At 70.8% G+C, this 21202-nt stretch carries 16 protein-coding genes and 1 pseudogene; 10 read left to right on the plus strand and 7 right to left on the minus strand.

The window, feature by feature from the left end; translation table 11 throughout:
- The first annotated feature begins 97 nt into the window (after window positions 1–97).
- On the plus strand, window positions 98–619 hold the full coding sequence (locus tag FHU34_RS22910) for a peptidoglycan-binding domain-containing protein (RefSeq protein ID WP_167524884.1): 522 nt from the start codon (window positions 98–100) through the stop codon (window positions 617–619).
- Window positions 620–701: 82 nt separating this feature from the next.
- Here the strand turns inward: FHU34_RS22910 and FHU34_RS22915 are convergent, their stop codons facing one another.
- The 4 genes from FHU34_RS22915 to FHU34_RS22930 all read right to left on the minus strand — a co-directional run bounded on the left by FHU34_RS22915 (window position 702) and on the right by FHU34_RS22930 (window position 7831).
- Window positions 702–1739, minus strand: coding sequence for an aminotransferase class V-fold PLP-dependent enzyme (locus FHU34_RS22915; protein WP_145783869.1), 1038 nt, complete (start codon window positions 1737–1739; stop codon window positions 702–704).
- A 79-nt stretch (window positions 1740–1818) separates the two neighbouring features.
- Window positions 1819–3996 (minus strand): FUSC family protein, encoded by a 2178-nt coding sequence (locus FHU34_RS22920; RefSeq protein WP_145783872.1) that lies wholly within the window; start codon window positions 3994–3996, stop codon window positions 1819–1821.
- Window positions 3997–4104: 108 nt separating this feature from the next.
- On the minus strand, window positions 4105–5445 hold the full coding sequence (locus tag FHU34_RS22925; protein ID WP_145783874.1) for an FAD-dependent oxidoreductase: 1341 nt from the start codon (window positions 5443–5445) through the stop codon (window positions 4105–4107).
- A gap of 145 nt (window positions 5446–5590) precedes the next feature.
- The gene (locus FHU34_RS22930; protein WP_145783875.1) at window positions 5591–7831 is read right to left on the minus strand and encodes a protein kinase domain-containing protein; all 2241 of its coding nucleotides are present in this window, start codon (window positions 7829–7831) and stop codon (window positions 5591–5593) included.
- A 290-nt stretch (window positions 7832–8121) separates the two neighbouring features.
- On the opposite strand from FHU34_RS22930, the pseudogene FHU34_RS34290 reads away from it, so the two are divergent.
- Window positions 8122–8292, plus strand: a pseudogene (locus FHU34_RS34290) (hypothetical protein); the annotation flags it as partial.
- Window positions 8293–8316: 24 nt separating this feature from the next.
- Here the strand turns inward: FHU34_RS34290 and FHU34_RS33880 are convergent.
- On the minus strand, window positions 8317–8547 hold the full coding sequence (locus FHU34_RS33880; protein WP_167524886.1) for a hypothetical protein: 231 nt from the start codon (window positions 8545–8547) through the stop codon (window positions 8317–8319).
- A gap of 183 nt (window positions 8548–8730) precedes the next feature.
- Between FHU34_RS33880 and FHU34_RS22940 the strand changes: the two genes are divergently transcribed.
- Window positions 8731–9717 (plus strand): AraC-like ligand-binding domain-containing protein, encoded by a 987-nt coding sequence (locus tag FHU34_RS22940; RefSeq protein WP_145783877.1) that lies wholly within the window; start codon window positions 8731–8733, stop codon window positions 9715–9717.
- A gap of 124 nt (window positions 9718–9841) precedes the next feature.
- On the opposite strand, the gene FHU34_RS22945 is transcribed toward FHU34_RS22940, so the two are convergent.
- Window positions 9842–11224 carry a cation:dicarboxylate symporter family transporter gene (locus FHU34_RS22945; RefSeq protein WP_145783879.1) on the minus strand — a complete coding sequence of 461 codons (1383 nt, stop codon included), beginning with the start codon at window positions 11222–11224 and terminating at the stop codon, window positions 9842–9844.
- Window positions 11225–11322: 98 nt separating this feature from the next.
- Between FHU34_RS22945 and FHU34_RS22950 the strand changes: the two genes are divergently transcribed.
- From FHU34_RS22950 to abc-f, 5 genes are all read left to right on the plus strand, one after another.
- Window positions 11323–12903, plus strand: coding sequence for an ATP-binding protein (locus FHU34_RS22950; protein WP_145783881.1), 1581 nt, complete (start codon window positions 11323–11325; stop codon window positions 12901–12903).
- Complete coding sequence (locus FHU34_RS22955; RefSeq protein WP_145783883.1) at window positions 12900–13595, plus strand: response regulator; 696 nt, start codon at window positions 12900–12902, stop codon at window positions 13593–13595. Before FHU34_RS22950 ends, FHU34_RS22955 begins: the two co-directional genes overlap by 4 nt.
- A gap of 95 nt (window positions 13596–13690) precedes the next feature.
- Window positions 13691–13891 (plus strand): hypothetical protein, encoded by a 201-nt coding sequence (locus FHU34_RS22960; RefSeq protein WP_145783885.1) that lies wholly within the window; start codon window positions 13691–13693, stop codon window positions 13889–13891.
- Entirely contained in the window at window positions 13888–14292 is a 405-nt protein-coding gene (locus FHU34_RS22965) for a type II toxin-antitoxin system VapC family toxin (RefSeq protein ID WP_145783888.1), read from the plus strand. Before FHU34_RS22960 ends, FHU34_RS22965 begins: the two co-directional genes overlap by 4 nt.
- A 259-nt stretch (window positions 14293–14551) precedes the next feature.
- Window positions 14552–16189: a ribosomal protection-like ABC-F family protein gene (gene abc-f / locus FHU34_RS22975; RefSeq protein WP_145783893.1), complete on the plus strand. Its 1638-nt coding sequence runs from the start codon at window positions 14552–14554 to the stop codon at window positions 16187–16189.
- Between the two features lie 55 nt (window positions 16190–16244).
- Here abc-f and dnaE read toward each other — a convergent pair whose 3' ends face one another.
- On the minus strand, window positions 16245–19775 hold the full coding sequence (gene dnaE, locus FHU34_RS22980) for a DNA polymerase III subunit alpha (RefSeq protein ID WP_145783895.1): 3531 nt from the start codon (window positions 19773–19775) through the stop codon (window positions 16245–16247).
- A 147-nt stretch (window positions 19776–19922) separates the two neighbouring features.
- Here dnaE and FHU34_RS22985 point away from each other — a divergent pair, with 147 nt between their 5' ends.
- Together FHU34_RS22985 and FHU34_RS22990 are read left to right on the plus strand one after the other, a co-directional pair.
- Window positions 19923–20543, plus strand: coding sequence for an L-threonylcarbamoyladenylate synthase (locus FHU34_RS22985; RefSeq protein ID WP_145783897.1), 621 nt, complete (start codon window positions 19923–19925; stop codon window positions 20541–20543).
- Window positions 20544–20630: 87 nt separating this feature from the next.
- Window positions 20631–21176, plus strand: a complete 546-nt coding sequence (locus FHU34_RS22990) for an RNA polymerase sigma factor (protein ID WP_145783899.1) — start codon at window positions 20631–20633, stop codon at window positions 21174–21176.
- Window positions 21177–21202 lie beyond the last annotated feature (26 nt).

Genomic DNA, 21202 nt, shown 5'->3' on the forward strand with positions numbered 1-21202 from the left:
GCGGAGCAGCCGGAGCAGTCGGCTGCTCGTGAACCACGTGGGCCGTTCGCTCATCTACCCCTATGACACCCACCAGGGGATCAGAGGGGGAACGCTCATGCACCGACTCATCAAGGCCGCCGCGCTGGCGATGGCCGTCGCCACGTTCGGCACCGTCGTCACCGCGGCCGCGCCGGCGTCCGCGAGTGTCAGCCAGGGCTACGTCGCGGGTTCCGGCACCTGGACCGACGACTGGAACGACGAGGGCCCCATCTCCGCGTCGACCCGCTCGTACAGCAACGTGGTCGCCATGTGGCAGATGATCCTGTGGGCGGACGGTTACCTCGCCTACTCGGACGTGGACTGCCAGTTCGGGCCGGTGACGACGGCCGCCACGAAGAAGTGGCAGACCGCGCGAGGTCTCGTCGCCGACGGCGTCGTCGGCCCGAAGACCCTGGCCAAGGCGGCCACCCGACTCGCCGTGTACGAGGGCGAGGGATGGTACTACTACGACGGCGCGGGCAGCGAAATCGTCCACTTCGGTCGGCTCGCCGACGGCCGGTGGGACATGAGCATCGGCATCAATCTGGAGTGGCAGCCGCTCTCCTACGCCGCCGCGACCTTCGACCGCTGCTCCTGACGTATCGCTGCTCCTGAGGAACCGCTGCTCCTGACACACTGGGGACGGCCGACCGTCGAGTCGGCCGTCCCCACAAGCGGGATCAGCCGGTCAACGCCGCCAGGGCCGCGTCCACGTCGGCCTCGGTGGAGTAGATGTGGAACGAGGCCCGGACCCGTCCGGCGCGCACCGCCGCCCGGATGCCGGCCTCCGCCAGACGCCGCTCCGCGTCCGGCACGTCCACGCTGACGATGGCGCTCTCCCCCGGCGGCTGGCCGAGCCCGGTCCGGAACCGATTGGCCAACGCCACGTCGTGCGCCTGGATCGCCGGCACGCCGATCTCGGCGACCAACTCCAGGGCAGGTGCCGCCCCCACCCAGCTGAACCAGGCCGGTGAGATGTCGAACCGGCGGGCGTCGTCGGCCAGCCGCAACGGCGGGCCGTAGTAGGAGGCGTGCGGGTCGTGGCCCGCGTACCAGCCGGCGGCGTCGGGGCGCAGTCGTTCGCGCAGCGCCGGAGCCAGGTAGGTGAACGCGGTCCCGCGCGGGTTCATCAGCCACTTGTAGCCGCCCACCGTCACCACGTCGGCCCGGCTCCCGTCGAAGGGCAGCCAGCCGCACGCCTGGGTCGCGTCCACCACCACCAACGCGTCGTACGCGCGGGCCGCGGCCACGATGTCGTCGTACGCGGCGACCGCACCGTCGGCCGACTGCACCAGGCTGAACGCGACCAGGTCGGTGTCCGCGTCGATGGCGTCGACGAGCGACTCCAACGGCACCACGCGGACCGAGATGCCACGCTCCTCCTGGACGAGCCAGGGGAACAGGTTCGAGGTGAACTCGACGTCCGGGACCACCACTGTCGTGCCGGCGGGCAACGCCCCAGCGACCGGCGCGAGCATCTGCGAGACGGACGCGCCGACCGCCACGTCGCCCTCCGGCACGCCGATCAGGCCGGCGAACGCGGTACGGGAGCGCTGCACCGAGTCACCCCAGCCCTCCCAGGAGCTGCTGCCGACCCGCCACTGGGCGAGCGCCTCCTGCAACGCCGTCCACGCCGGCTCGGGCGGCAGCCCGTAGGAGGCGGTGTTCAACCAACCGGGCTCCGGCTTCCACAACTGCTGCGCCTGCTCGATCTCCATGACCTCGACGGTAGGCGGACCGGTGTGCGACAGGCACGGCCAATCGGCGATCGGCGGCCTGCCGCAGTGAGTCGGCAGGTCAGGGCTTCCCGGTCGGCTCGCCCGGAGTCTCCGGTCGGACCCGGGCGAGGGCGAGGGTGTCGGCGAGAGCGGCGAGCCACCTGTCGACCTCGACCAGGTGCCGGACCGCCTGCGGATCGACCTCGCCGAGCAGTGGCCGGACCCGGTCCAGCTCGTCGACACAGGTGATCGGTGCAGGCCTCGGGCCCGACGACCGGCCACGGGTCACCTCCTCGGCCAACTCGTCGTACGCCGAGCGCAGATGTGCGACGGCGTCGCGCAGCAACGCCGCAGCCGCGGGCCAGCCGGCGAGACAGCCGGGTGGGTTACGCCGCAGCAGTGACCCGACGCCGGGCACCACGTGATGTCCGGCGCTCAGGACGGCGTCCCAGTTGACCTGCTGCCGGTGCGGGTCGTGCCGCTCGGAGTGGTACTGGCAGTACGACGAGTCGATCAGAACCATCCGACGGCGTACCCGGTCGATGGCACGCTGCGGTGACGGTGCATCGCCGAGCACCGCCTCGACGGTCTGCTCGACCGCGTCCGCGCTGGCCGCGAGGTAACGGACGGCGTTGTGCCGCAGGTCGTGGCTCGCCCCACGGGGCCACATGGCCACACCGGCCAGCACGCCGATCACCGCGCCGAGCAGCACGTCGACGAGCCGCGCCTCGGCGAGCCGCCACCCTTGCGGGTCGAGCTGGGCGAAGACGACGGTCAGCAGCACCGTGAACAGCGCCTGCTGCCAGACCGGACCGAGCAGGCGTCCGACGCCGAAGGCCAGGATCAGGGTGACCGGCAGGACGACGGCGTAGACGATCGGCAGGTCGACGACGAGCATCACGGCGCCGCTGACGAGGGCGCCGGCGATGGTGCCCAGCACCGAGGGCCGCAGCGCGGAGCGGGTGTCCGCGGCCGAGGTGCGCAGGACCGTGAGCGTCGCCAACAGCACCCAGAAGCCGTGCGTGAGCTGCAGCAACCCGGCGGCCACCCGGGCGACGGCCAAGGCGACGGCCAGCCTCAGCGAGCTGTGCAGGTGGGCCGAGCGGGGCGCCAGGTGGGAGCGGAACTGCCGCCAGTACAGCGTCCACTCGTTGTGCCCCGCGTAGTCGAACAAACCCGGCGGGGCATCCACGCCGTCGAGTCGCGATCCGGTGGCCAGTCGGGTGCCGACAGCGAAGACCCGTACCTGGTCGGCGAGGGCCAGCGCCGTCGCGTCCCGGCACAACCGGGGCACGTCCGGTGGCTGACCGTCGCCCTCGCCCACCGCCGCCTCGGCCCGCCCAACCACGGCGTCCAGACCATCGAGGTCCACTGGTGCTCCGCCCGCGGTCAGGCTACGACCGGCCGCCCGGGTCGTGTCCGCGCCGACGCGCAGCAGTCGCGCCGCCGCCAGGTCCGGGATCGGTTCCGGTGGGACGTCCGCCGCCAACCGGTCCGCCTTGGCCAGCACCTCCCGCAACGCCGCCGCGCAGATCCGTAACGCACGGTCCTGAGCGCCCGCCGCGGTGGGCGCCCACGCCGGAGGGTTACGGGCCAGATCAAGCGGGCCGACGACGTCGTACGCCCGCTGGCGTCGCGCGTTCCGGCCGGCGTGGTCCGGGTGCGGCTCGGTCAGCGCGCCGGCGGCGCTGTCGAGGAACGCCGCGACGCCGTCGGCCGCCTCGGCGAGTCGCTGCGGGTAGGAGACCGGCACCGGGTCGGGCCAGAGCAGCACCTCGGCCGCGGCGAGCAGCACGATGGCGAGCGTGACGCCGCCGAGACGTTGCGGCAGCGTGTCCGGCTGGTACGGCGGGAAGGACGCCAGGATGTAGAAGAGTTGGAACGCGCTGGCCCACCCCACCAGGCGCGGGTTGCCGACCCCGCCGAACGCCACGACGAACCCGATGACCAGCATCCCGCCGGCCGCCGCCCACGTGCTCCAGGCCAACAGGGAACCCGCCGCGATCAGCGCCCAGACCGCCGGCAGCGAGATGACCAGGATCCGCGCCCGTTGCGGCGCGGGACCGGGCAGCTGCGCGAACGCCCCGGCGGCGATCGTGCCGAACAGACCGTAGGTGGCGAGCACCGAACTGCCGGCACCGTAACGGCAGCCGTAGAAGACGACGGACGCCACGAGCGTCAGCCGGGCGGCACGTCGCAGGACGGCGTACCCCGGGTCACGGCGGCGGAGGCGGCCAAGGAGGCTGGTTGCGAGCACGCCTGCTCCCCCGGGCTCGTCGCGACACCCCTCCCCGGCAACCCATTCTCCCCGGAGCCTGCCGGGAACGGCGGGTTTCGGGGCGAATCAGCGCCGAGAGCCGACGGGTCAGCGCCGAGCGCCCCGGAGCAGGCTGAGACGGAGCGCGCGGAGCAGGGTGCCGGGGCGGCCCAGGGTCGCCGGGTGGTCGAGCATGGTGGTGACCCGGCCCAGCCGGGCATTGAGCACCGGATCGGTCAGCGACGTCCGGAAGAGCAGGTCACCGAACCACTTGGTGACCCGGTACCCCGGCGGGTACGGCCCGTCGACGTGCGGGAGCTCGATGTCGGCGGTCGTGGAGATCTGCCAGGCGGCGTCGACGACCACCCGGACCTGGTCGAAGTACGCCCGCGCCGGCTCGTCGTGCGGCTTCGGGCCGGACCGCAGGTACGCCGACAGGCAGGACGCGTGCAGCGCCGCGGAGGTCATGCCCTGCCCGTACACCGGGTTGAAGGACGCGACGGCGTCGCCGGCCGCGACCAACCCGGCGGGCAGGCGGTCGAGCTTGTGGAAGTTACGGCGTCGGCTGTCCGCCTGGTGGTACGTGACCACCCCGCCCAGCATCTCCCCGTGCTCGGCGATGTCGCCGAACATCTGCGGGTAGTGCTCCCTGCAGCGCGCGGTGAAGTCGGCGACGTCGCGGCTGGGCCGATCCTCGTCGTAACCGGCCACCAGCATGATCCAACGGTCTCCCTCGACCGAGTTGATCCCACCGATCCGGGCGGTACGCCCCTTGCCGGCCATGGTGTGGAAGACCGCGACCCAGGCGTCGCTGACCTTCTCGTCACGACGGTAGAGCGCCGTCGCGTAGTTGAGCTTGATCGGCATGCGTTGCATCGGCGGGCGGGGCCACCCGTGCTCGGCCAACCAGTCGCTGAGCCGGCTGGACCGACCCATCGCGTCGACCACCAGGTCCGCTGGTTCGACGACCGCCTCGCCGCCGGCCTCGGGCACGTACCGCGCGCCGGTCACCCGCCGCTCGTCGAAGAGCAGACCCTCCGCCCGCCCGTACACCATGCGGATGTTGTCCACGGCGAGCGTCCGCCGCCGGACCAACGCCTCCAGGAACGGACGCGTGGTGATCAGCGCAGGCCCGGTGCCGGTCGCCGCCGGCGGCAGCCCGAGCATGCCGTTGACGAAGACCTTCGCTGTTCCCGGGTCGGTCGGCGGCGGCGGAGCGCCGAGCGCGAGCGCCTCGTCGGCGATGCCGGGAAACCAGCGTTCCAACTGGACCTGGCCGGCGGGCAGCAGCGCGTGCACCTGACTGCCCTGGGGCACACCCGGGCGGGGTCCGGCTTCGACGTCGGACGGGTCCCGTTCGACGATCAGGACCTCCTCGGCGTGGTCGCTCAACACGCGCGCCGCCATCAGCCCGGCCATGCTGCCGCCGAGCACCACAGCACGTCGCATGACCACACGTGTCCCAGCCGGTCGTTCGGCGGTCGCTATCTGCGAGAACAGCCGGGACGGAGAGGGGGACATGCGATCACTCCTCGGACGGTCGGGGAACCACGGCATCCACGACCGTAACCATCAGAGCGTCAGGCGTCAGCGCTCAGTTGGCCCGCCACTTCTGGTTGGCGTTGCCGGTGCACTGCCAGATCTGCAACCGGGCGCCGTTGTCCGGGTTCGCGTCGAGCACGTCGACGCACCTGTCCGCCTTGGTGTTCACCAGGTCGTAGGCCTTGTTGAGGGTGAACTTCTGCGACGAGGCGCCGGAGCAGTCGGCCAGCAGAACGGCAGCACCGTCGGCGGTGGAGTGGCCGGCGACATCCAGGCACTTGCCCATCGAACGGACCGTGCCGTCCGCGGGGAAGGTCCAGAGCTGCTTCGCGGTACGACGACAGTCCCAGATCTGCAACCGGACACCAGCTGTGGCGTTGCCGTCGGGGATGTCGATGCACCGGTCGCTGGCGAAGCTGGAGATCTGCTTGCCAGCGGGCGTGCCGGCCGGTGTGGGCGAGGCCGGCGGCGGAGCCGACGGTTGCTGCACCAAGGTCCCCGGAGCTGTCGTCGTACCGCTGCCCGCCCCCGGCGACGGCGGCCCCGCGCTCGCCGGGGGTGGCGGGCCGGCGGATCCGGACGGTGGGCCGGCTGTCACCGGCAAGCCCTGGAAACCATCGGCGATCAGCGCGAAGACGGCCGCGCTCGCGGACCATTCGGCGGCGGACGTGGTCCAGTCGATCAGGTACGCGTGCCCGTTGTGACCGACGAACGCCCGGCTGACCATCTGTGTGGGCGTCCCGTCCTCGTCGGTGTACGTCCACTCCCACTCGGCGGCCCGCACCTGGTACGGCAGTGCGGCGAGCCGGACCCGGCGGTAGTCGGCGTACCGCCGGCGTTGCGCTGCCTCCCGCGCCCGAAGCTCGGCGACCAGGTCCGCTGGCACGGACCGGAGTTCGCCGACGACGAGGACCCGGCTGCCGTCCGGCTCGCGGAACTCGGCCCGCTCACCGTCGCGCCGCGCCTGCCAGCCGTCCGGCACCGGCACGAGGAAGCGGGGATCGTCGCGGTAGTAGCGCCAGCCCGCCGGTGGCGGCGGCAGTACCCGGGACACCGGCGTCTCGGCGATCGCGGACGGGTTCCCGGTCGGCGCCGCCACCGCGCCGTCACCCGTACCGCCGGACGGGCCGTGGTTCAGCAGGGACGCGGTGACCAGCAGGACGAGCAGCACAGCGACGGCTGTCACCGACCCGATCAGCCGGATCCGACGCTTACCGACCGGCTTCGACAGCGTCGGACCGTCGACGGCCGGCGGCACGGCTGGGCCCGGCTCGGCCGGCGGCGCGAGTGGGACCGGCTCGGCCGGCGGCGCGAGTGGGACCGGCTCGGCCGGCGGGGCGGGCGGGCCGGCCTGAGCCGGTGGCGCTGGTGGGGCCGCATCGGCGGGTGCGACGGGCGCGGCGCTGACGAACTCGGGCACGATCCTGGGACGGGGTCCGGTGCCGGTGGCGCCCAGGCGGGCGGTTGTCCCGTCCGGCTCGGCGGCCTGGCGCAACAGCAGCTCCGCCTGATCCGCGGTGATCCGCTGATCAGGCTCCCGGCGCAGCAGTCCTTCCAGGAGCGGGGTCAGCCGACCGGCCCGCTGGGCCGGCGGTGGCGCTTCGGTGGCCAGGGCTGCCAGCGTGGCTATCGGAGACGAGCGGTGGTACGGGGTACGCCCTTCGACCGCCGCGTAGAGGGTGGCGCCGAGCGACCACAGGTCGGCGGCCGGCCCCACGTCGCCGTCGGTGGCCCGTTCCGGCGCGAGGAACGCCGGCGAGCCGAGCACCATTCCGGTCTGGGTCATCCGAGGGTCCCCGGGAAGGGTGGCCAGCCCGAAGTCGGTCAGCACCACCCGACCGTCGTCGGCGAGCAGCACGTTGGCGGGTTTGACGTCCCGGTGCAGCACGCCGGCCCGGTGCGCGGCCCGCAACGCGCTCAGAACCCCCAGCCCGATCCGCGCGGCGCGATCCGCCGGCATCGGCCCCTCGGCTTCAAGCACCTGGTGCAGGGACCGGGACGGTACGAGCTCCATCACGATCCAGGGGTCGTCGTCCGAGTGCAGCACGTCGAAGACGCGCACCACGTTGACGTGGCCCAGACGGGCGACCGCCCGCGCCTCGCGCATGGACCGCTCACGCAACTCCCGGCGTTCGTCGTCGCGCAGGCCCGGCGGTGCCACCAGCTCCTTGATGGCCACGTCCCGTTGCAGCATCTCGTCGCGGGCCTGCCACACGCGACCCATTCCACCCTGACCGAGCGGGCGGACCAGCCGATAACGGTCGGCAATCAACTGTGGAGGAGCGTCGGGCACGACAGGAAGGTACCCGGCAATGATTACGTGCCCAATTTTTACGGCGGCCGAAAAAGCGACAGTTGGATATGTCACAGGTGACGTCTACAGGCAACCAGTCGGCCCTTCCGGAGCAATTGCGTCAGCACTGCCGCAACTGTCGCCCACCGCGATGTTACCAACACGTATATCGACCATCCGTTATTGATATCGAGGGTATTCGAATTCGCCGGGGAGAGCCGGGTGCCGACTGACACGGGGCCGGGAAGCCCCGGTCGACGGTCGCGACCTGGACGCGCGACGACATCGTCCTGAATCCGGCGCTCGCCGTGGGCGTCTTCGTAGCCCTCTCGATCGTCGAGGTCTTTCTATTCGCCAATCGTCCCGGCGAGCGGCAGCATGCGGGAAGAGCTCGATCGGAGTCCACCAAGTCCCTGACGTGGCGGTTGGCAATAATTGCGCATCCTTTTCCCGATCGCGAGGCCACTCGGAATGTGTCGGGGAATTCACCGGCCGCGTCCCGGGCAGACCTTGCGCCCCCGTCCTCCGGTCTCGGCACTGGCGACCTCGATGTGGTGCGGGCTGGGCACCATGCTCTTCGCGGTCGGGCGGCTCATGTCGCCGAGGCGCCGCCCGGTCACGCTCGGGACCTGGCTCTTCCACTGCCGAGAACTGGACCTCCACCTGGCCGGCACTGTGGACCAGACCAGGGGGCAGGCCATCCCCTTCCGGGTCATGGCAGGCTGCCTGAACGCCTGGCGGTCGTGACCCACCGCAGGAGCTGGACGTGCTGGACGACGCTCGGCGGGCCCCGGTCCACCTGATCCCGTCGGACCTGGGCCCGCATTGGTTGATCTTGTAGGCTCATGCGGTAGCGCCATCCTGGCTCGTCGACGCATCGACAAGGATCGAGGCAACTCGTGCTCACCGTAGGCTCGGCGGACACCGCCGTGGTGCCCCCGGCTGAGCGGTTCGGGTACTGGCACGACCTGGTGGCACGAGAGTCGGTGCCGATGCGCATCCACAGTGCCCACGCAGCGGACTTCCGGGCCCGGGCAGAGGTCATCAGCCTGGGCGAGGTCGTGCTGTCGACCTGGCGGTACCCCTCCCTGGACATGCAGCGGACCGGCACCTTCATCCGCCGCAGCGACCCGGAGATGTACCAGTTCGCACTCCCGTTGTCCGGGCAGGGCGGGGTGGAGCAGGAACGGCGGGCGAACCACTTCACGCCGGGCAACTTCGCCATCGTCGACACGTCCCGACCCCATCAGTCGACACACCAGGTACGGTCGCACCACGAGGGCATCCTGACCACCCGGACGATCCTCGTCCCGCACGGTCTCCTGCCGGTGCATCCCAACCGGATCTCGCGGCTGCTCGGCACGAGCATCTCCGCCACCGAGGGCATCGGCGTCCTGCTCAACCAGTTCGTCCACCAGGTGATGAGCCATCCCGAGCAGTACCACGAGCGCGACATCCCGCTCCTGGGCACCGTCGTGCAGGATCTCATCTCCGCGATGGTCGCCCAGCAGTTGGACCTCACCGACACCCTGCCGACCGAGGTACGTGGCCACAACCTGAGCATGCTGGTCAAGGCGTTCATCGACGAGCACCTCGCCGACCCCGACCTGTCGCCAAGCGCCGTCGCCGCCGCGCATCACGTCTCGCTCCGCAGTCTGCACCGAGCGTTCGAGACCGAGGACCAGACGGTCGCCGAGATCATCCGCAGCAAGCGCCTGGATCGGTGCGCCCGCGACCTGCGCAACCCCCTGCTCCGAGGGCGGCCCATCTACAGCATCGCCGCCCGCTGGGGTTTCCGCTCCCAGGCCCACTTCAGCAGGGTCTTCACGACCACATTCGGGGTGTCCCCCCAAGCCTTCCGCGACGACCCACGCGCCCGCCCTTAGCGCTGCCCCCAAGACCCGAGCAGCAACAACCCTGATGGTGCACGGATCCTGGCGACGAGCATTCGGCGCGGGCGGGGTCGCGCCCGCCCCCGGCCGGCGCGACCCCTGACCCATCGAGACGGCGTCAGGCCGGGACGCCAACCTCCTGGGTGGACCGCCGCGCCGACGTCTCGTCCTCGTCCGAGTCGTCGTGGTCGTCGAGCATCGTGGCCTCGTCGAACGGGTCGTCACCGCGCAGCACCTCGGCCGCCCGGTCCCGGTCGAACTCCCCGGTCCACGTCCCCACCAGCACTGTCGCCACGGCGTTGCCCGCGAAGTTCGTCAGCGCCCGCGCCTCGGACATGAACCGGTCGATGCCGACGATCAGACCGACGCCGTCGACGAGGTCCGGCCGGTGCGACTGAAGTCCGCCGGCCAGCGTGGCCAGCCCGGCGCCGGTGACCCCGGCGGCGCCCTTCGAGGCGATGATCATGAACAGCAGCAGCGAGATCTGCTCGCCGATCGAGAGCGGCTTGCCCAGCGCGTCGGCGATGAACAGCGACGCCATCGTCAGGTAGATCGCCGTGCCGTCCAGGTTGAAGGAGTAGCCGGTTGGCACGGTGATGCCGACGACCGGCTTGCTGACCCCGAAGTGCTCCATCTTCGCGATCAGCCGCGGCAACGCCGACTCCGACGATGACGTCGACAGGATCAGCAGGAACTCCCGGCCCAGGTACCGCAGCAGCGAGAAGATCGAGATCCGGGCCACGAACCAGAGCAGCGCGCCCAGGACCACCAGCACGAAGATCAGGCAGGTGGCGTAGAAGCCGAGCATGATCTGGGCGAGGCTCTTGAGCGCGTCCACGCCGGTCGCGCCGACCACGGCGGCCATGGCCCCGAACGCGCCGACCGGCGCCAGCCACATGATCATGGCGAGCACCTTGAACACGACCCGCTGGATGACGGCGATCGCGCCGAGCACCGGCTCACCACGTCGACCCATGGCCTGCACGGCGAAGCCGACCAGCAGGGCCACCAGCAGCGTCTGGAGCACCTCGCCCTCGGTAAGCGCGGAGAGCAGCGTGGTCGGGATGATCCCGAGTAGGAAGTCCGCCGTCCCGCCGGCCTCGTCGCCGGCGGCGGCCTTGCCCGCGCCCGCGAGGTCCTGGCCGAGGTCGAGACCGGAGCCGGGGTGGATGAGGTTGCCGACCACCAGGCCGATGGCGAGCGCGACCGTCGACATGGTGAGGAAGTAGCCGAGGGCGAGACCGCCCACCTTGCCGACCTTCGCGGCCTGCCGCACGGAGCCGACGCCGAGCACGATGGTGCAGAAGATGACGGGGCTGATCATCATCTTGATCAGGTTGACGAAGCCGGTGCCGATCGGCTTGAGTTCCTTGCCGAAATCGGGGGCGACCAGGCCGACGACGATGCCGGCGACCACGGCCACGATGACGGCCAGGTAGAGGTAACGGGTACGGTCCCGGCGGACCGGAGGCGCCGCTGAGGTGGTGGATTCGGTGTCCATGTCAACAATGTGAAGTGCCTCTCACCCGTTGACAGCCTTGCGGTCATTCTGTTCACCGCGACCGCAGCAGCGGCGGCACACGAAGGAGGTGTTGGAGGGTGGCCCGACGCCAGTGGAGCATCGCGGGGCAACTCTTCGCCCTCCAGGCGGTGGTGGTGACGCTGCTCGTGCTGGCCGGCGCGGCGGGCGCCGTCTGGCTGGCCCGCAGCGACTCCCGCCAGGCCGCGCAGGAGGAGGTGCTCGCGGTGGCGCAGACCGTGGCCCGCTCCCCCGACGTCCGCGCGGCCCTCACGACCGCCGACCCGGCGCGCGTCCTCCAGCCGTACGCCGAATCGACCCGGCAGGCGACGGGCACCGACTTCGTGGTGGTGATGGCCCCCGACCGCACCCGTTTCTCGCACCCCACCCCGGACCGGATCGGCGAGCCGTTCGTCGGCGAGATCGGGCCCGCTCTGGCGGGCCGCGCGTTCACCACCACCAACGTCGGGACGCTCGGCGAGTCGGTGCGCGCGGTGGTCCCGGTGTACGACGAGCAGCGACGCCTCGTCGGTCTGGTCTCGGTGGGCATCACCACCCGCGCCATCGACAAGAAGCTGCTCGGCCAGTTGCCGGTGCTGTTCGGTGTCGCCGCGCCGGCCCTGGCCCTCGCCGCGACGGGCTCCTGGCTGCTCAGCCGCCGGCTCCGCCGCCAGACCCACGGTCTTGGCCCGGCGCAGATGACCCGGATGTACGAGTACTACGACGCGGTTCTGCACTCCGTCCGCGAGGGTCTCGTGGTGTTGACCACCGACCGGCGGGTGGCGCTGGTCAACGACGAGGGCCGGCGTCTGCTGGGCCTCGACACCGACGCGCCGGTGATCGACCAGCCGGTCGCCGGGATCGACCTGCCACCGGCGGTGGCCGAGTTGCTCAGTTCCGGGCGCGACGCCCGCGACGAGCCGATCCTCGCTGGTGACCGGGTCCTCGTCGCCAACCAGCGGACCACCCGCTTCGAGGGCGCGGTGCTCGGCACCGTGTTGACCCTGCGGGACCAGACCGAGCTGCGCACCCTGGCAAGTGAGCTGGACTCGGTGCGCGCGTTGACCGAGGCGCTGCAGGCGCAGACCCACGAGTCGGCCAACCGGCTGCACACCGTGCTGACCCTTGTGGAGTTGGGTCGCGCCGACGAGGCCGTCCGGCTCGGCACCCGGGACCTGGCCCTCGCCCAGCAACTGACCGACCGGGTGGTCGGCGCCGTGACCGAGCCGGCGCTGGCCGCGCTGCTGCTGGGCAAGTCCGCGCAGGCCGGCGAGCGCGGGGTGGACCTGGTCGTCGAGCCGGACTGCCGCCTCGACGACAGCCCACTGCCGACCGGCGACCTGCTCACCGTGGTCGGCAACCTGGTCGACAACGCCCTGGAGGCGGTGGCCGGCACACCCGCGCCTCGACGGGTACGGGTGTTCGTCGGCGCTGTCGACGACGAGCTGGTCATCCGGGTCGCCGACAGCGGACCCGGGCTGGCCCCGGAACGGGTGGCGGACGCGTTCCGGCGAGGCTGGTCCACCAAGAGCACCGGGCGGGGCCTCGGCCTGGCCCTGGTCGGGCAGGTGGTCCGCCGACACGGCGGTAGCGCCGAGGTGACCCGCTCGGACGACGGCGGCAGCCTGTTCACCGTCCGGCTGCCGGGCGGGCGGTCATGACCGACATCCGGGTGCTGGTCGTCGAGGACGAGCCGCTGCTGGCCGAGGCGCACAGCGCGTACACCGAACGGGTTCCCGGTTTCGTGGTGGTCGGCGTGGCGCACACCGCGCGGGCGGCGATGGCGGCGCTGCGGGCCAACGACGGCGGCGACGTGGACCTCGTACTCCTGGACTTTCGGCTGCCCGACCTGCACGGCCTGGACGTCTGCCGGGCGCTGCGCGCGGCCGGCAGCAGCGTCGACGTGCTCGCGGTGACCTCCGCGCGGGACCTGGCGGTGGTGCGGACCGCGGTGTCCCTCGGGGTGACGCACTACCTGCTCAAACCGTTCACGTTCGCCGCGTTCCGCGACAAGCTGGAGCGGTACGCGGACTACCGCGCCCAGGCGCTCGCCGACGGTGAGGTGGCCGCCCAGCACGACGTGGACCGGATGTTCGCCACCCTGCGCGGCACCGCCGGGCACAGCCTGCCCAAGGGGCTCGACGCGCAGACCCTCAATCGGGTACGCGCAGCCCTCACCGACGGGACCGGCGCGCAGGTGGGGTTGTCGGCGACCGAGGTGAGCGCGGCGACGGGCATCTCCCGGGTGACCGCCCGCCGCTACCTGGAATACCTGGTGACCATCGACAGGGCAGTCCGAACCCCCCGCTACGGCACTCCCGGCCGCCCCGAAGTCGAATACCGGCCCCGGTGAGCACGACGAAACGTCGACTCGCCACCGCCGCGAGAGGCGGTCAGTCGACGGGGAAGGTGGGAGAATCGACCAGACCGACAACCAGGAGGTGAGCCGTGACGTCGAGTAACGCGGAGCGGATGCCCGAGTGGCCAACGGCCGAGCATGTCCCGGCGGAGGAGTTGGCTCGACGCCAGGGCGTTCGACCTATCGCCTCCGTGGACGACCTGGCGCGTCCCGATCTGTTCGAGTCTGACGACGAGTTGGACGAATTCCTCGCAGACCTGTACACCTCCCGGCGGGCCGGCGCCGCGTGAGCCTCGTCGTCCTCGACACCGACGTGGCGTCAGCGATCCTCCGCGGGCGGCTGTCGGACCGTCTCCGCGCCCGCTTGGCCGGTAAGACCCTTTGCGTAACCTTCGTGACGCTTGGCGAACTGACCAAGTGGACGGCACTGCGCAGTTGGGGGCCACGCAAGTTGGCTGATCTCGCGCAGTGGCGGTCCGGGATCGTCGTGCTGCCCTTCGACGAGGCCGTGGCGGTGACCTGGGGGCATCTTCAGGCGCGAGCTCAGCACCGTGGGCGCCCCCGGCCGACCAACGACTCCTGGATCGCGGCGTGCTGCCTCGTCGACCGGCTACCGCTCGCGACGTTCAACGGCAAGGATTTCGCCGACTTCGCCGAGTACGACGGGCTACGCCTCTTCGACGTCTCCTAGCTTCCTCCACGCCCGGACAGCGCGGGAACCCGGTGGCGGGGTGAAGATCCGTTGTTAGACTGGGCCCGTTGGGTCAGCGGTACGACCAGGGAGACCAGACATGGCGGGTGACGACGACATCTCCGGGTGAGACCGGATGTGTGCGGCCATCGGTTCGGCGCGTTCCGCGCAGCCGCGGTGGCCATGACGTCGTTCCACCGGTCCCGTTTGTCGTCGGGCGTGCTCGAACGCGCCCAGCCCACCCTTTGAGGTCACTCGCATGTCTGATGCGTTCATCGTCTGCTCGAACCTGTCCTTCTCCTGGCCGGACGACACCCCGGTCTTCTCGGAGCTGTCCTTCACCGTTCCCGGCGGTCGCACCGGCCTGGTCGCGCCCAACGGCGCCGGCAAGAGCACCCTGCTGCGGCTGATCGCCGGGGAGCTGCGGCCCAGCGGCGGCAGCGTCACCGTCGACGGCCTGCTCGGCTACCTCCCGCAGACCCTCCCCCTGGCCGGCGACCTTGCCGTGGCGCAGGTGCTCGGCGTCGCCGAGCGGATCGCGGCACTGCACGCCATCGAGGCCGGCGACGCCAGCGAGGAGCACTTCGCCACCATCGGCGACGACTGGGACATCGAGGAGCGCACCCGCGGTGAACTGGACCGGCTCGGTCTGGGCGACCTGTCGCTCGACCGGCCGCTGCACACGCTCAGCGGTGGCCAGGTGGTCTCCCTCGGCCTGGCGGCGCAGCTGCTCCGACGCCCGGACGTGCTGCTGCTCGACGAGCCGACCAACAACCTCGACGTGGAGGCCCGGCACAAGCTCTACGACGTGCTCACCGACTGGTCCGGGTGCCTGCTGCTGGTCAGCCACGACCGGGAGCTGCTGGATCGGATGGACCGGATTGCCGAGCTGGAGCGCGGCGAGATCCGCTGGTTCGGGGGCAACTTCACCGCGTACACCGAGGCGGTGCAGGCGGCGCGGGAGGTGGCTGAGAGCAACCTGCGCAACGCCGAGCAGGAGGTGAAGCGGGAGAAGCGGGAGATGCAGCAGGCGCGGGAGCGGGCCGACCGGAGGGCCAGCAACGCCTCGAAGAACCTCAAGAACGCCGGGCTGGCCCGGATCGTCGCCGGCGGGCTCAAGCGCAGCGCGCAGGAGTCGGCGGGCAAGGCCCAGGAAACGCACTCCAGCCGGCTCGGTCAGGCCAAGGCCCGACTGGATGAGGCCGGTCGGGCGGTCCGCGAGGAGGACCGGATCGTCGTGGACCTGCCGGACACCACCGTCCCGGCCGGACGGACGGTCTTCACCGGTACGGGGATGCGGGCCCGCTTCGACGACCGGGAGCTGTTCGGCGGCGACGGCGCGGACCTGGTGATCCGAGGTCCGGAACGGATCGCGCTCACCGGGGCGAACGGCGTCGGCAAGTCGACCCTGCTGCGGCTCGTCAACGGCGACCTCGAACCGGCCGGCGGTGACGTCAAGCGAGCCGACGGGCGGATCGCGTACCTGTCGCAGCGGCTGGACCTGCTGGACCTCGACCGGACGGTGGCGGAGAACTTCGCCGCGTACGCGCCGAGCCTGCCGGACGCCAGGCGGATGAACCTGCTCGCCCGGTTCCTCTTCCGGGGTGCCCGGGTCAACCTGCCCGTCGGGGTGCTCTCCGGCGGTGAGCGGCTGCGCGCGACCCTCGCCTGTGTGCTCTGCGCCGAGCCGGCACCGCAACTGCTGCTGCTCGACGAGCCGACCAACAACCTGGACCTGGTCAGCGTCGGTCAACTGGAGAGCGCGCTGACCGCGTACCAGGGTGCGTTCGTGGTGGTCAGCCACGACGAACGGTTCCTCGCCGAGATCGGCGTGCAGCGCTGGTTGCGGCTGGCCGACGGCCAGCTGCGCGAGATCGCCGCCCCCGACCGGGGCTGAGCCCGGCGACCGTCCGCGGCCCGGCCGGCGATGACGCCGGCTGGGCCGCGGACGGTCAGCTCACGTTGGCCGGGCCGAGGACGCTCTTCAGGTCACCCATCAGCGCGGTCGTCGCCGCCACCCGGAACGGGCCCAGCCGCAGGGTGGTGGTGCGCCCGCCGTTGAGGAGTTTGACGTGCACCTCGGTGTCGCCGGGGTGCAGCACCAGGGTTTCCTTGAGCTTCTCCATCAGTGGCGGCGTGCAGCGGTGCACCGGGATCGTGAGGGTGACCGGCTTGTTGGTGGCGCTGGTGCTGACGTCCGGCATGGACATGTCCATCGCCATGATCCGGGGGGTGTCGTCGCGGCGGTCCACCCGACCCTTGACCACCACGATGGCGTCCTCGGCGATGTACTGCCCGATCACCTCGTAGGTGTTGGGGAAGAACAGCGCCTCCACCCCACCGGCGAGATCCTCCAGGGTGGCCGAGGCCCAGGCGCGGCCCTGCTTGGTGACCCGGCGCTGCACCCCGGAGAGGATGCCGGCGAGGGTGACCACCGCCCCGTCGGGCACCGCGCCGTCCTCGGCCAGGGACGCGATGGTGGTGTCGGCCGCAGCGCCGAGGATGTGCTCCAGACCGAACAGCGGGTGGTCGGACACGTACAGGCCGAGCATCTCCCGCTCGAAGGCCAGCTTGTCGCGCTTGTCCCACTCACTGTCACCGATGACCGGCATCACAGTGGTGCTGCCGGTGTCGGCGTCGCCGAAGCCCGCGCCGAAGAGGTCGTACTGGCCGACCGCCTCCTTGCGCTTGACGTCGGCGTACGCGTCGATGGCGTCGGCGTGGACCGCGAGCAGACCCTTGCGGGGGTGGTCGAGAGAGTCGAACGCACCCGCCTTGATCAGCGATTCGATGGTCTTCTTGTTGCAGACCACCGCGTCCACCTTGGACAGGAAGTCGTAGAAGTCGGCGTACTCGCCCTTCTCGTCACGGCAGCGCATGATCGAGGCGACCACGTTCGCGCCGACGTTGCGGACCGCCGCCAGGCCGAAGCGGATGTCCTTGCCGACCGGGGTGAACGGCCCGGCCGAGGTGTTCACGTCCGGCGGCAGCACCTGGATACGCATCCGGCGACACTCGGACAGGTAGAGCGCCATCTTGTCCTTGTCGTCACCGACGGACGTCAGCAGCCCGGCCATGTACTCGGCCGGGTAGTGCGCCTTCAGGTACGCCGTCCAGTAGGAGACCAGGCCGTACGCGGCGGAGTGCGCCTTGTTGAACGCGTACCCGGCGAACGGCACCAGGACGTCCCACACCGCCTGGATCGCCTCGTCGGAGTAGCCGCGCTCGCGGCAGCCGTCCCGGAACGGGATGAACTCCTTGTCGAGGATCTCCTTCTTCTTCTTACCCATGGCCCGGCGCAGCAGGTCCGCCTGACCGAGGGTGTAACCGGCGAGGATCTGCGCGGCGCGCTGCACCTGCTCCTGGTAGACGATCAGGCCGTGGGTGGGTGCCAGGATCTCCCGCAGCGGCTCCTCCAGCTCCGGGTGGATCGGCGTGATCTCCTGGAGGCCGTTCTTGCGCAGCGCGTAGTTGGTGTGCGAGTCGACGCCCATCGGGCCGGGCCGGTACAGGGCCAGGACGGCGGAGATGTCCTCGAAGTTGTCCGGCTTCATCAACCGCAGCAGCGACCGCATCGGCCCACCGTCGAGCTGGAACACGCCCAGGGTGTCGCCCCGGGCCAGCAGCTCGTACGCGGCCGGGTCGTCCAGCGGCAGGGCCAGCAGGTCGAGCTTGAGGCCGTGGTTCAGCTCGATGTTCTTGACCGCGTCGTCGATGATCGTCAGGTTGCGCAGGCCGAGGAAGTCCATCTTCAGCAGCCCGAGCGACTCGCAGGTCGGGTAGTCGAACTGCGTGATGATCGCCCCGTCGGCGTCGCGGCGCATCAACGGGATGTGCTCGATGATCGGCTCGGCGGACATGATGACGCCGGCGGCGTGCACACCGGTCTGCCGGATCAGCCCCTCGATGCCCTTCGCGGTGTCAATCACCTTGCGGACGTCCGGGTCGGAGTCGTACAGGCCACGGATCTCGCCGGCCTCGGCGTACCGGGGGTGCTTGGTGTCGAAGATGCCGGTGAGCGGGATGTCCTTGCCCATCACCGCCGGCGGCATCGCCTTGGTGATCCGGTCGCCGACCGCGTACGGGAAACCGAGGACCCGGGCGGAGTCCTTGATCGCGGCCTTCGCCTTGATCGTACCGAAGGTGGCGATCTGAGCGACCTTGTCCTCACCCCACTTGTCGGTGACGTACTTGATCACCTCACCGCGCCGACGCTCGTCGAAGTCGATGTCGACATCCGGCATCGAGACACGCTCGGGGTTCAGGAACCGCTCGAAGATCAGACCGTGCTGGATCGGATCGAGGTCGGTGATGCCCAGCGCGTACGCGACGAGGGAGCCGGCGGCCGAACCACGGCCCGGGCCCACCGAGATGCCCTGGCTCTTGGCCCACTGGATGAAGTCGGCGACCACGAGGAAGTACGACGGGAAGCCCATCTGGTTGATGACGCCCAGCTCGTACTCCGCCTGGACGACGTGCCCCTCCGGGATGCCGTTCGGGTAGCGGCGGCCCAGGCCGGCGAAGGTCTCCTTGCGGAACCAGGACTCCTCGGTCTCCCCCTCCGGCACCGGGAAGCGCGGCATCAGGTTGTGGAACTCGAACATGCCCTTCGGGTCGACCTTCTCGGCGACCAGCAGGGTGTTGCGACAGCCCTCCTGCCACAGCTCCGACGAGTCCACAGCGCGCATCTGGTCGGCGCTCTTGATGAAGTAGCCGCCACCCTCGAACCGGAACCGGTTCGGGTCGTCGATGTTGCTGCCGGTCTGCACGCAGAGCAGCACGTCGTGCGCGGTGGCCTGCGCCTCGTGGGTGTAGTGCGAGTCGTTCGTGACGACCGGCGGGATGTCCAGCTTGCGGGCGATCTCGGTGAGCCCTTCACGGACCCGGCTCTCGATAGAGAGGCCGTGATCCATGATCTCCAGGAAGTAGTTGTCCTTGCCGAAGATGTCCTGGTAGCTCGCGGCGACCTTGAGCGCCTCGTCGAACTGGCCCAGGCGCAGGCGGGTCTGCACCGCGCCGGACGGGCAGCCGGTGGTGGCCATGATCCCCTCGGCGTGCTCGGCGATCAGCTCCATGTCCATCCGGGGCCACTTGACGTAGTGCCCCTCCATGGACGCCCGCGAGTTCAGGGTGAACAGGTTCTTCAGGCCCTGCGCGTTCTTCGCCCACATCGTCTTGTGGGTGATCGCGCCGTTACCGGAGATGTCGTCGCTCTTCTGCTCCGGCCGACCCCACTTGACCCGAGCCTTGTGATAGCGCGACTCCGGCGCCACGTACGCCTCGACGCCCAGGATCGGCGTGATCCCGGCGGCCATCGCCTGGTTGTAGAAGTCGTTCGCGCCGTGCATGTTGCCGTGGTCGGTGATCGCCACGGCGGACATGCCGAGCCGGTTGGCCTCGGCGAACAGGTCCTTCAGGCGGGCCGCTCCGTCGAGCATCGAGTATTCCGTGTGCACGTGCAGATGCGCGAACGAATCAGCCATGCGTGGCGCCCCCCGGCGGTGTGGATCTTGTTGGTCGGAGCCGACCGGGACCTACCCTACCGAGGTGATCTCGACGGCTCCACCGTCCGCGCCGAGGGTCGTGGCCCTCGTCTCCTGCCCGGCCGCACATGCGCCTAGGCTCGCAGGATGGCGAGGTACTACGACGTACACCCGGACAACCCTCAGCCCCGGATCATCGGCCAGGTCGCCGACCTGATCCGCGGTGGCGGGCTGGTCGCCTACCCGACCGACTCCTGCTACGCGCTCGGCATCCAGCTGGGCAACCAGGACGGGTTGGACCGGATCCGGCAAATCCGCCACCTCGACGACCGGCACCACTTCACGCTCATCTGCCGGGACTTCGCGCAGCTCGGTCAGTTCGTCCAGATCAGCAACTCGGTCTTCCGCCTGGTGAAGGCGTCCACCCCGGGCAGCTACACCTTCATCCTGCCGGCCACCCGCGAGGTGCCGCGCCGGATGTTGCACCCGAAGAAGCGCACCGTCGGGGTACGCGTACCCCGGCACACCGTCACCCAGGCGCTGCTGGCCGAGCTGGGCGAGCCGCTGGTGTCGAGCACCCTGGTCCTGCCCGGCGACGACGAGCCGATGACCCAGGGCTGGGAGATCAAGGAACGGCTCGACCACCAGGTCGACGCGGTGCTCGACGCCGGCGACTGCGGCATGGAGCCGACGACCGTGATCGACCTGTCCGGCCCCGAGCCGGAGATCCTGCGCCGGGGCGCCGGCGACGTGTCCCGCTTCGAATAGCCGTCGGGTGCCGGACCGTACGGGGGCGCTGCGGCACCGCTCGCCGTACGCTCGGGGATCGGCACCGGCGAGCATTGGACACCCGGCATGCCCGACGCGGACGACATCGACGCCCTGGCCCGGTCCGCCGCACACGGCGACCCGGCGGCGTTGGACGCCCTGCTGCTCGCGGTGCGCCCCGAGGCGCTGCGGCTGTGCGCCCGGTTCCTGCCCAATCGGGAGGATGCCGAGGAGGCCTGCCAGGACACCCTGCTGGCGCTGGCCAACGGCATCACCCGGTTCGAGGGACGCTCCTCGTTCCGCACCTGGCTGCACCGGCTGACCGCCAACCGGGCCCGCTCGACGTACCGCACGCTGCGCCGCCGCTGCCGGTTGGAGGCCGACGGCGTACCGCTACCCGACCGGGCCGACCCACGACGGACGAGCGTGGTCGCGGGCACCCGCCTCGACCTGCTCGACGCCTTCGACGCCGTCCGCCCCGACCTCGCCGAGGTGGTGGCACTGCGCGACGTTCTCGGGCTGAGCTATCCCGAGATCGCCGAGCTGCTCGACGTGCCGGTGGGCACCGTGAAGTCGCGGTTGCACCTGGCCCGTCACCAGGTCCGACAACGGCTCGGCACCGACTCGGGCTGAGTCGGCGAGACGCATCGACGATCGGG

This window comes from Micromonospora taraxaci, from assembly GCF_007830095.1.
Taxonomy (GTDB): domain Bacteria; phylum Actinomycetota; class Actinomycetes; order Mycobacteriales; family Micromonosporaceae; genus Micromonospora; species Micromonospora taraxaci.

Excerpts from the sequence above, each read along its gene's own strand:
- FHU34_RS22990 (WP_145783899.1), top strand. The coding sequence starts at position 20,631 with ATGCCCGACGCGGACGACATCGACGCCCTGGCCCGGTCCGCCGCACAC.
- FHU34_RS22985 (WP_145783897.1), top strand. The coding sequence starts at position 19,923 with ATGGCGAGGTACTACGACGTACACCCGGACAACCCTCAGCCCCGGATC.
- FHU34_RS22915 (WP_145783869.1), bottom strand. The coding sequence starts at position 1,739 with ATGGAGATCGAGCAGGCGCAGCAGTTGTGGAAGCCGGAGCCCGGTTGG.
- FHU34_RS33880 (WP_167524886.1), bottom strand. The coding sequence starts at position 8,547 with ATGACCCGGAAGGGGATGGCCTGCCCCCTGGTCTGGTCCACAGTGCCG.
- FHU34_RS22910 (WP_167524884.1), top strand. The coding sequence starts at position 98 with ATGCACCGACTCATCAAGGCCGCCGCGCTGGCGATGGCCGTCGCCACG.
- FHU34_RS22955 (WP_145783883.1), top strand. The coding sequence starts at position 12,900 with ATGACCGACATCCGGGTGCTGGTCGTCGAGGACGAGCCGCTGCTGGCC.
- FHU34_RS22945 (WP_145783879.1), bottom strand. The coding sequence starts at position 11,224 with ATGGACACCGAATCCACCACCTCAGCGGCGCCTCCGGTCCGCCGGGAC.
- abc-f (WP_145783893.1), top strand. The coding sequence starts at position 14,552 with ATGTCTGATGCGTTCATCGTCTGCTCGAACCTGTCCTTCTCCTGGCCG.
- dnaE (WP_145783895.1), bottom strand. The coding sequence starts at position 19,775 with ATGGCTGATTCGTTCGCGCATCTGCACGTGCACACGGAATACTCGATG.
- FHU34_RS22925 (WP_145783874.1), bottom strand. The coding sequence starts at position 5,445 with ATGCGACGTGCTGTGGTGCTCGGCGGCAGCATGGCCGGGCTGATGGCG.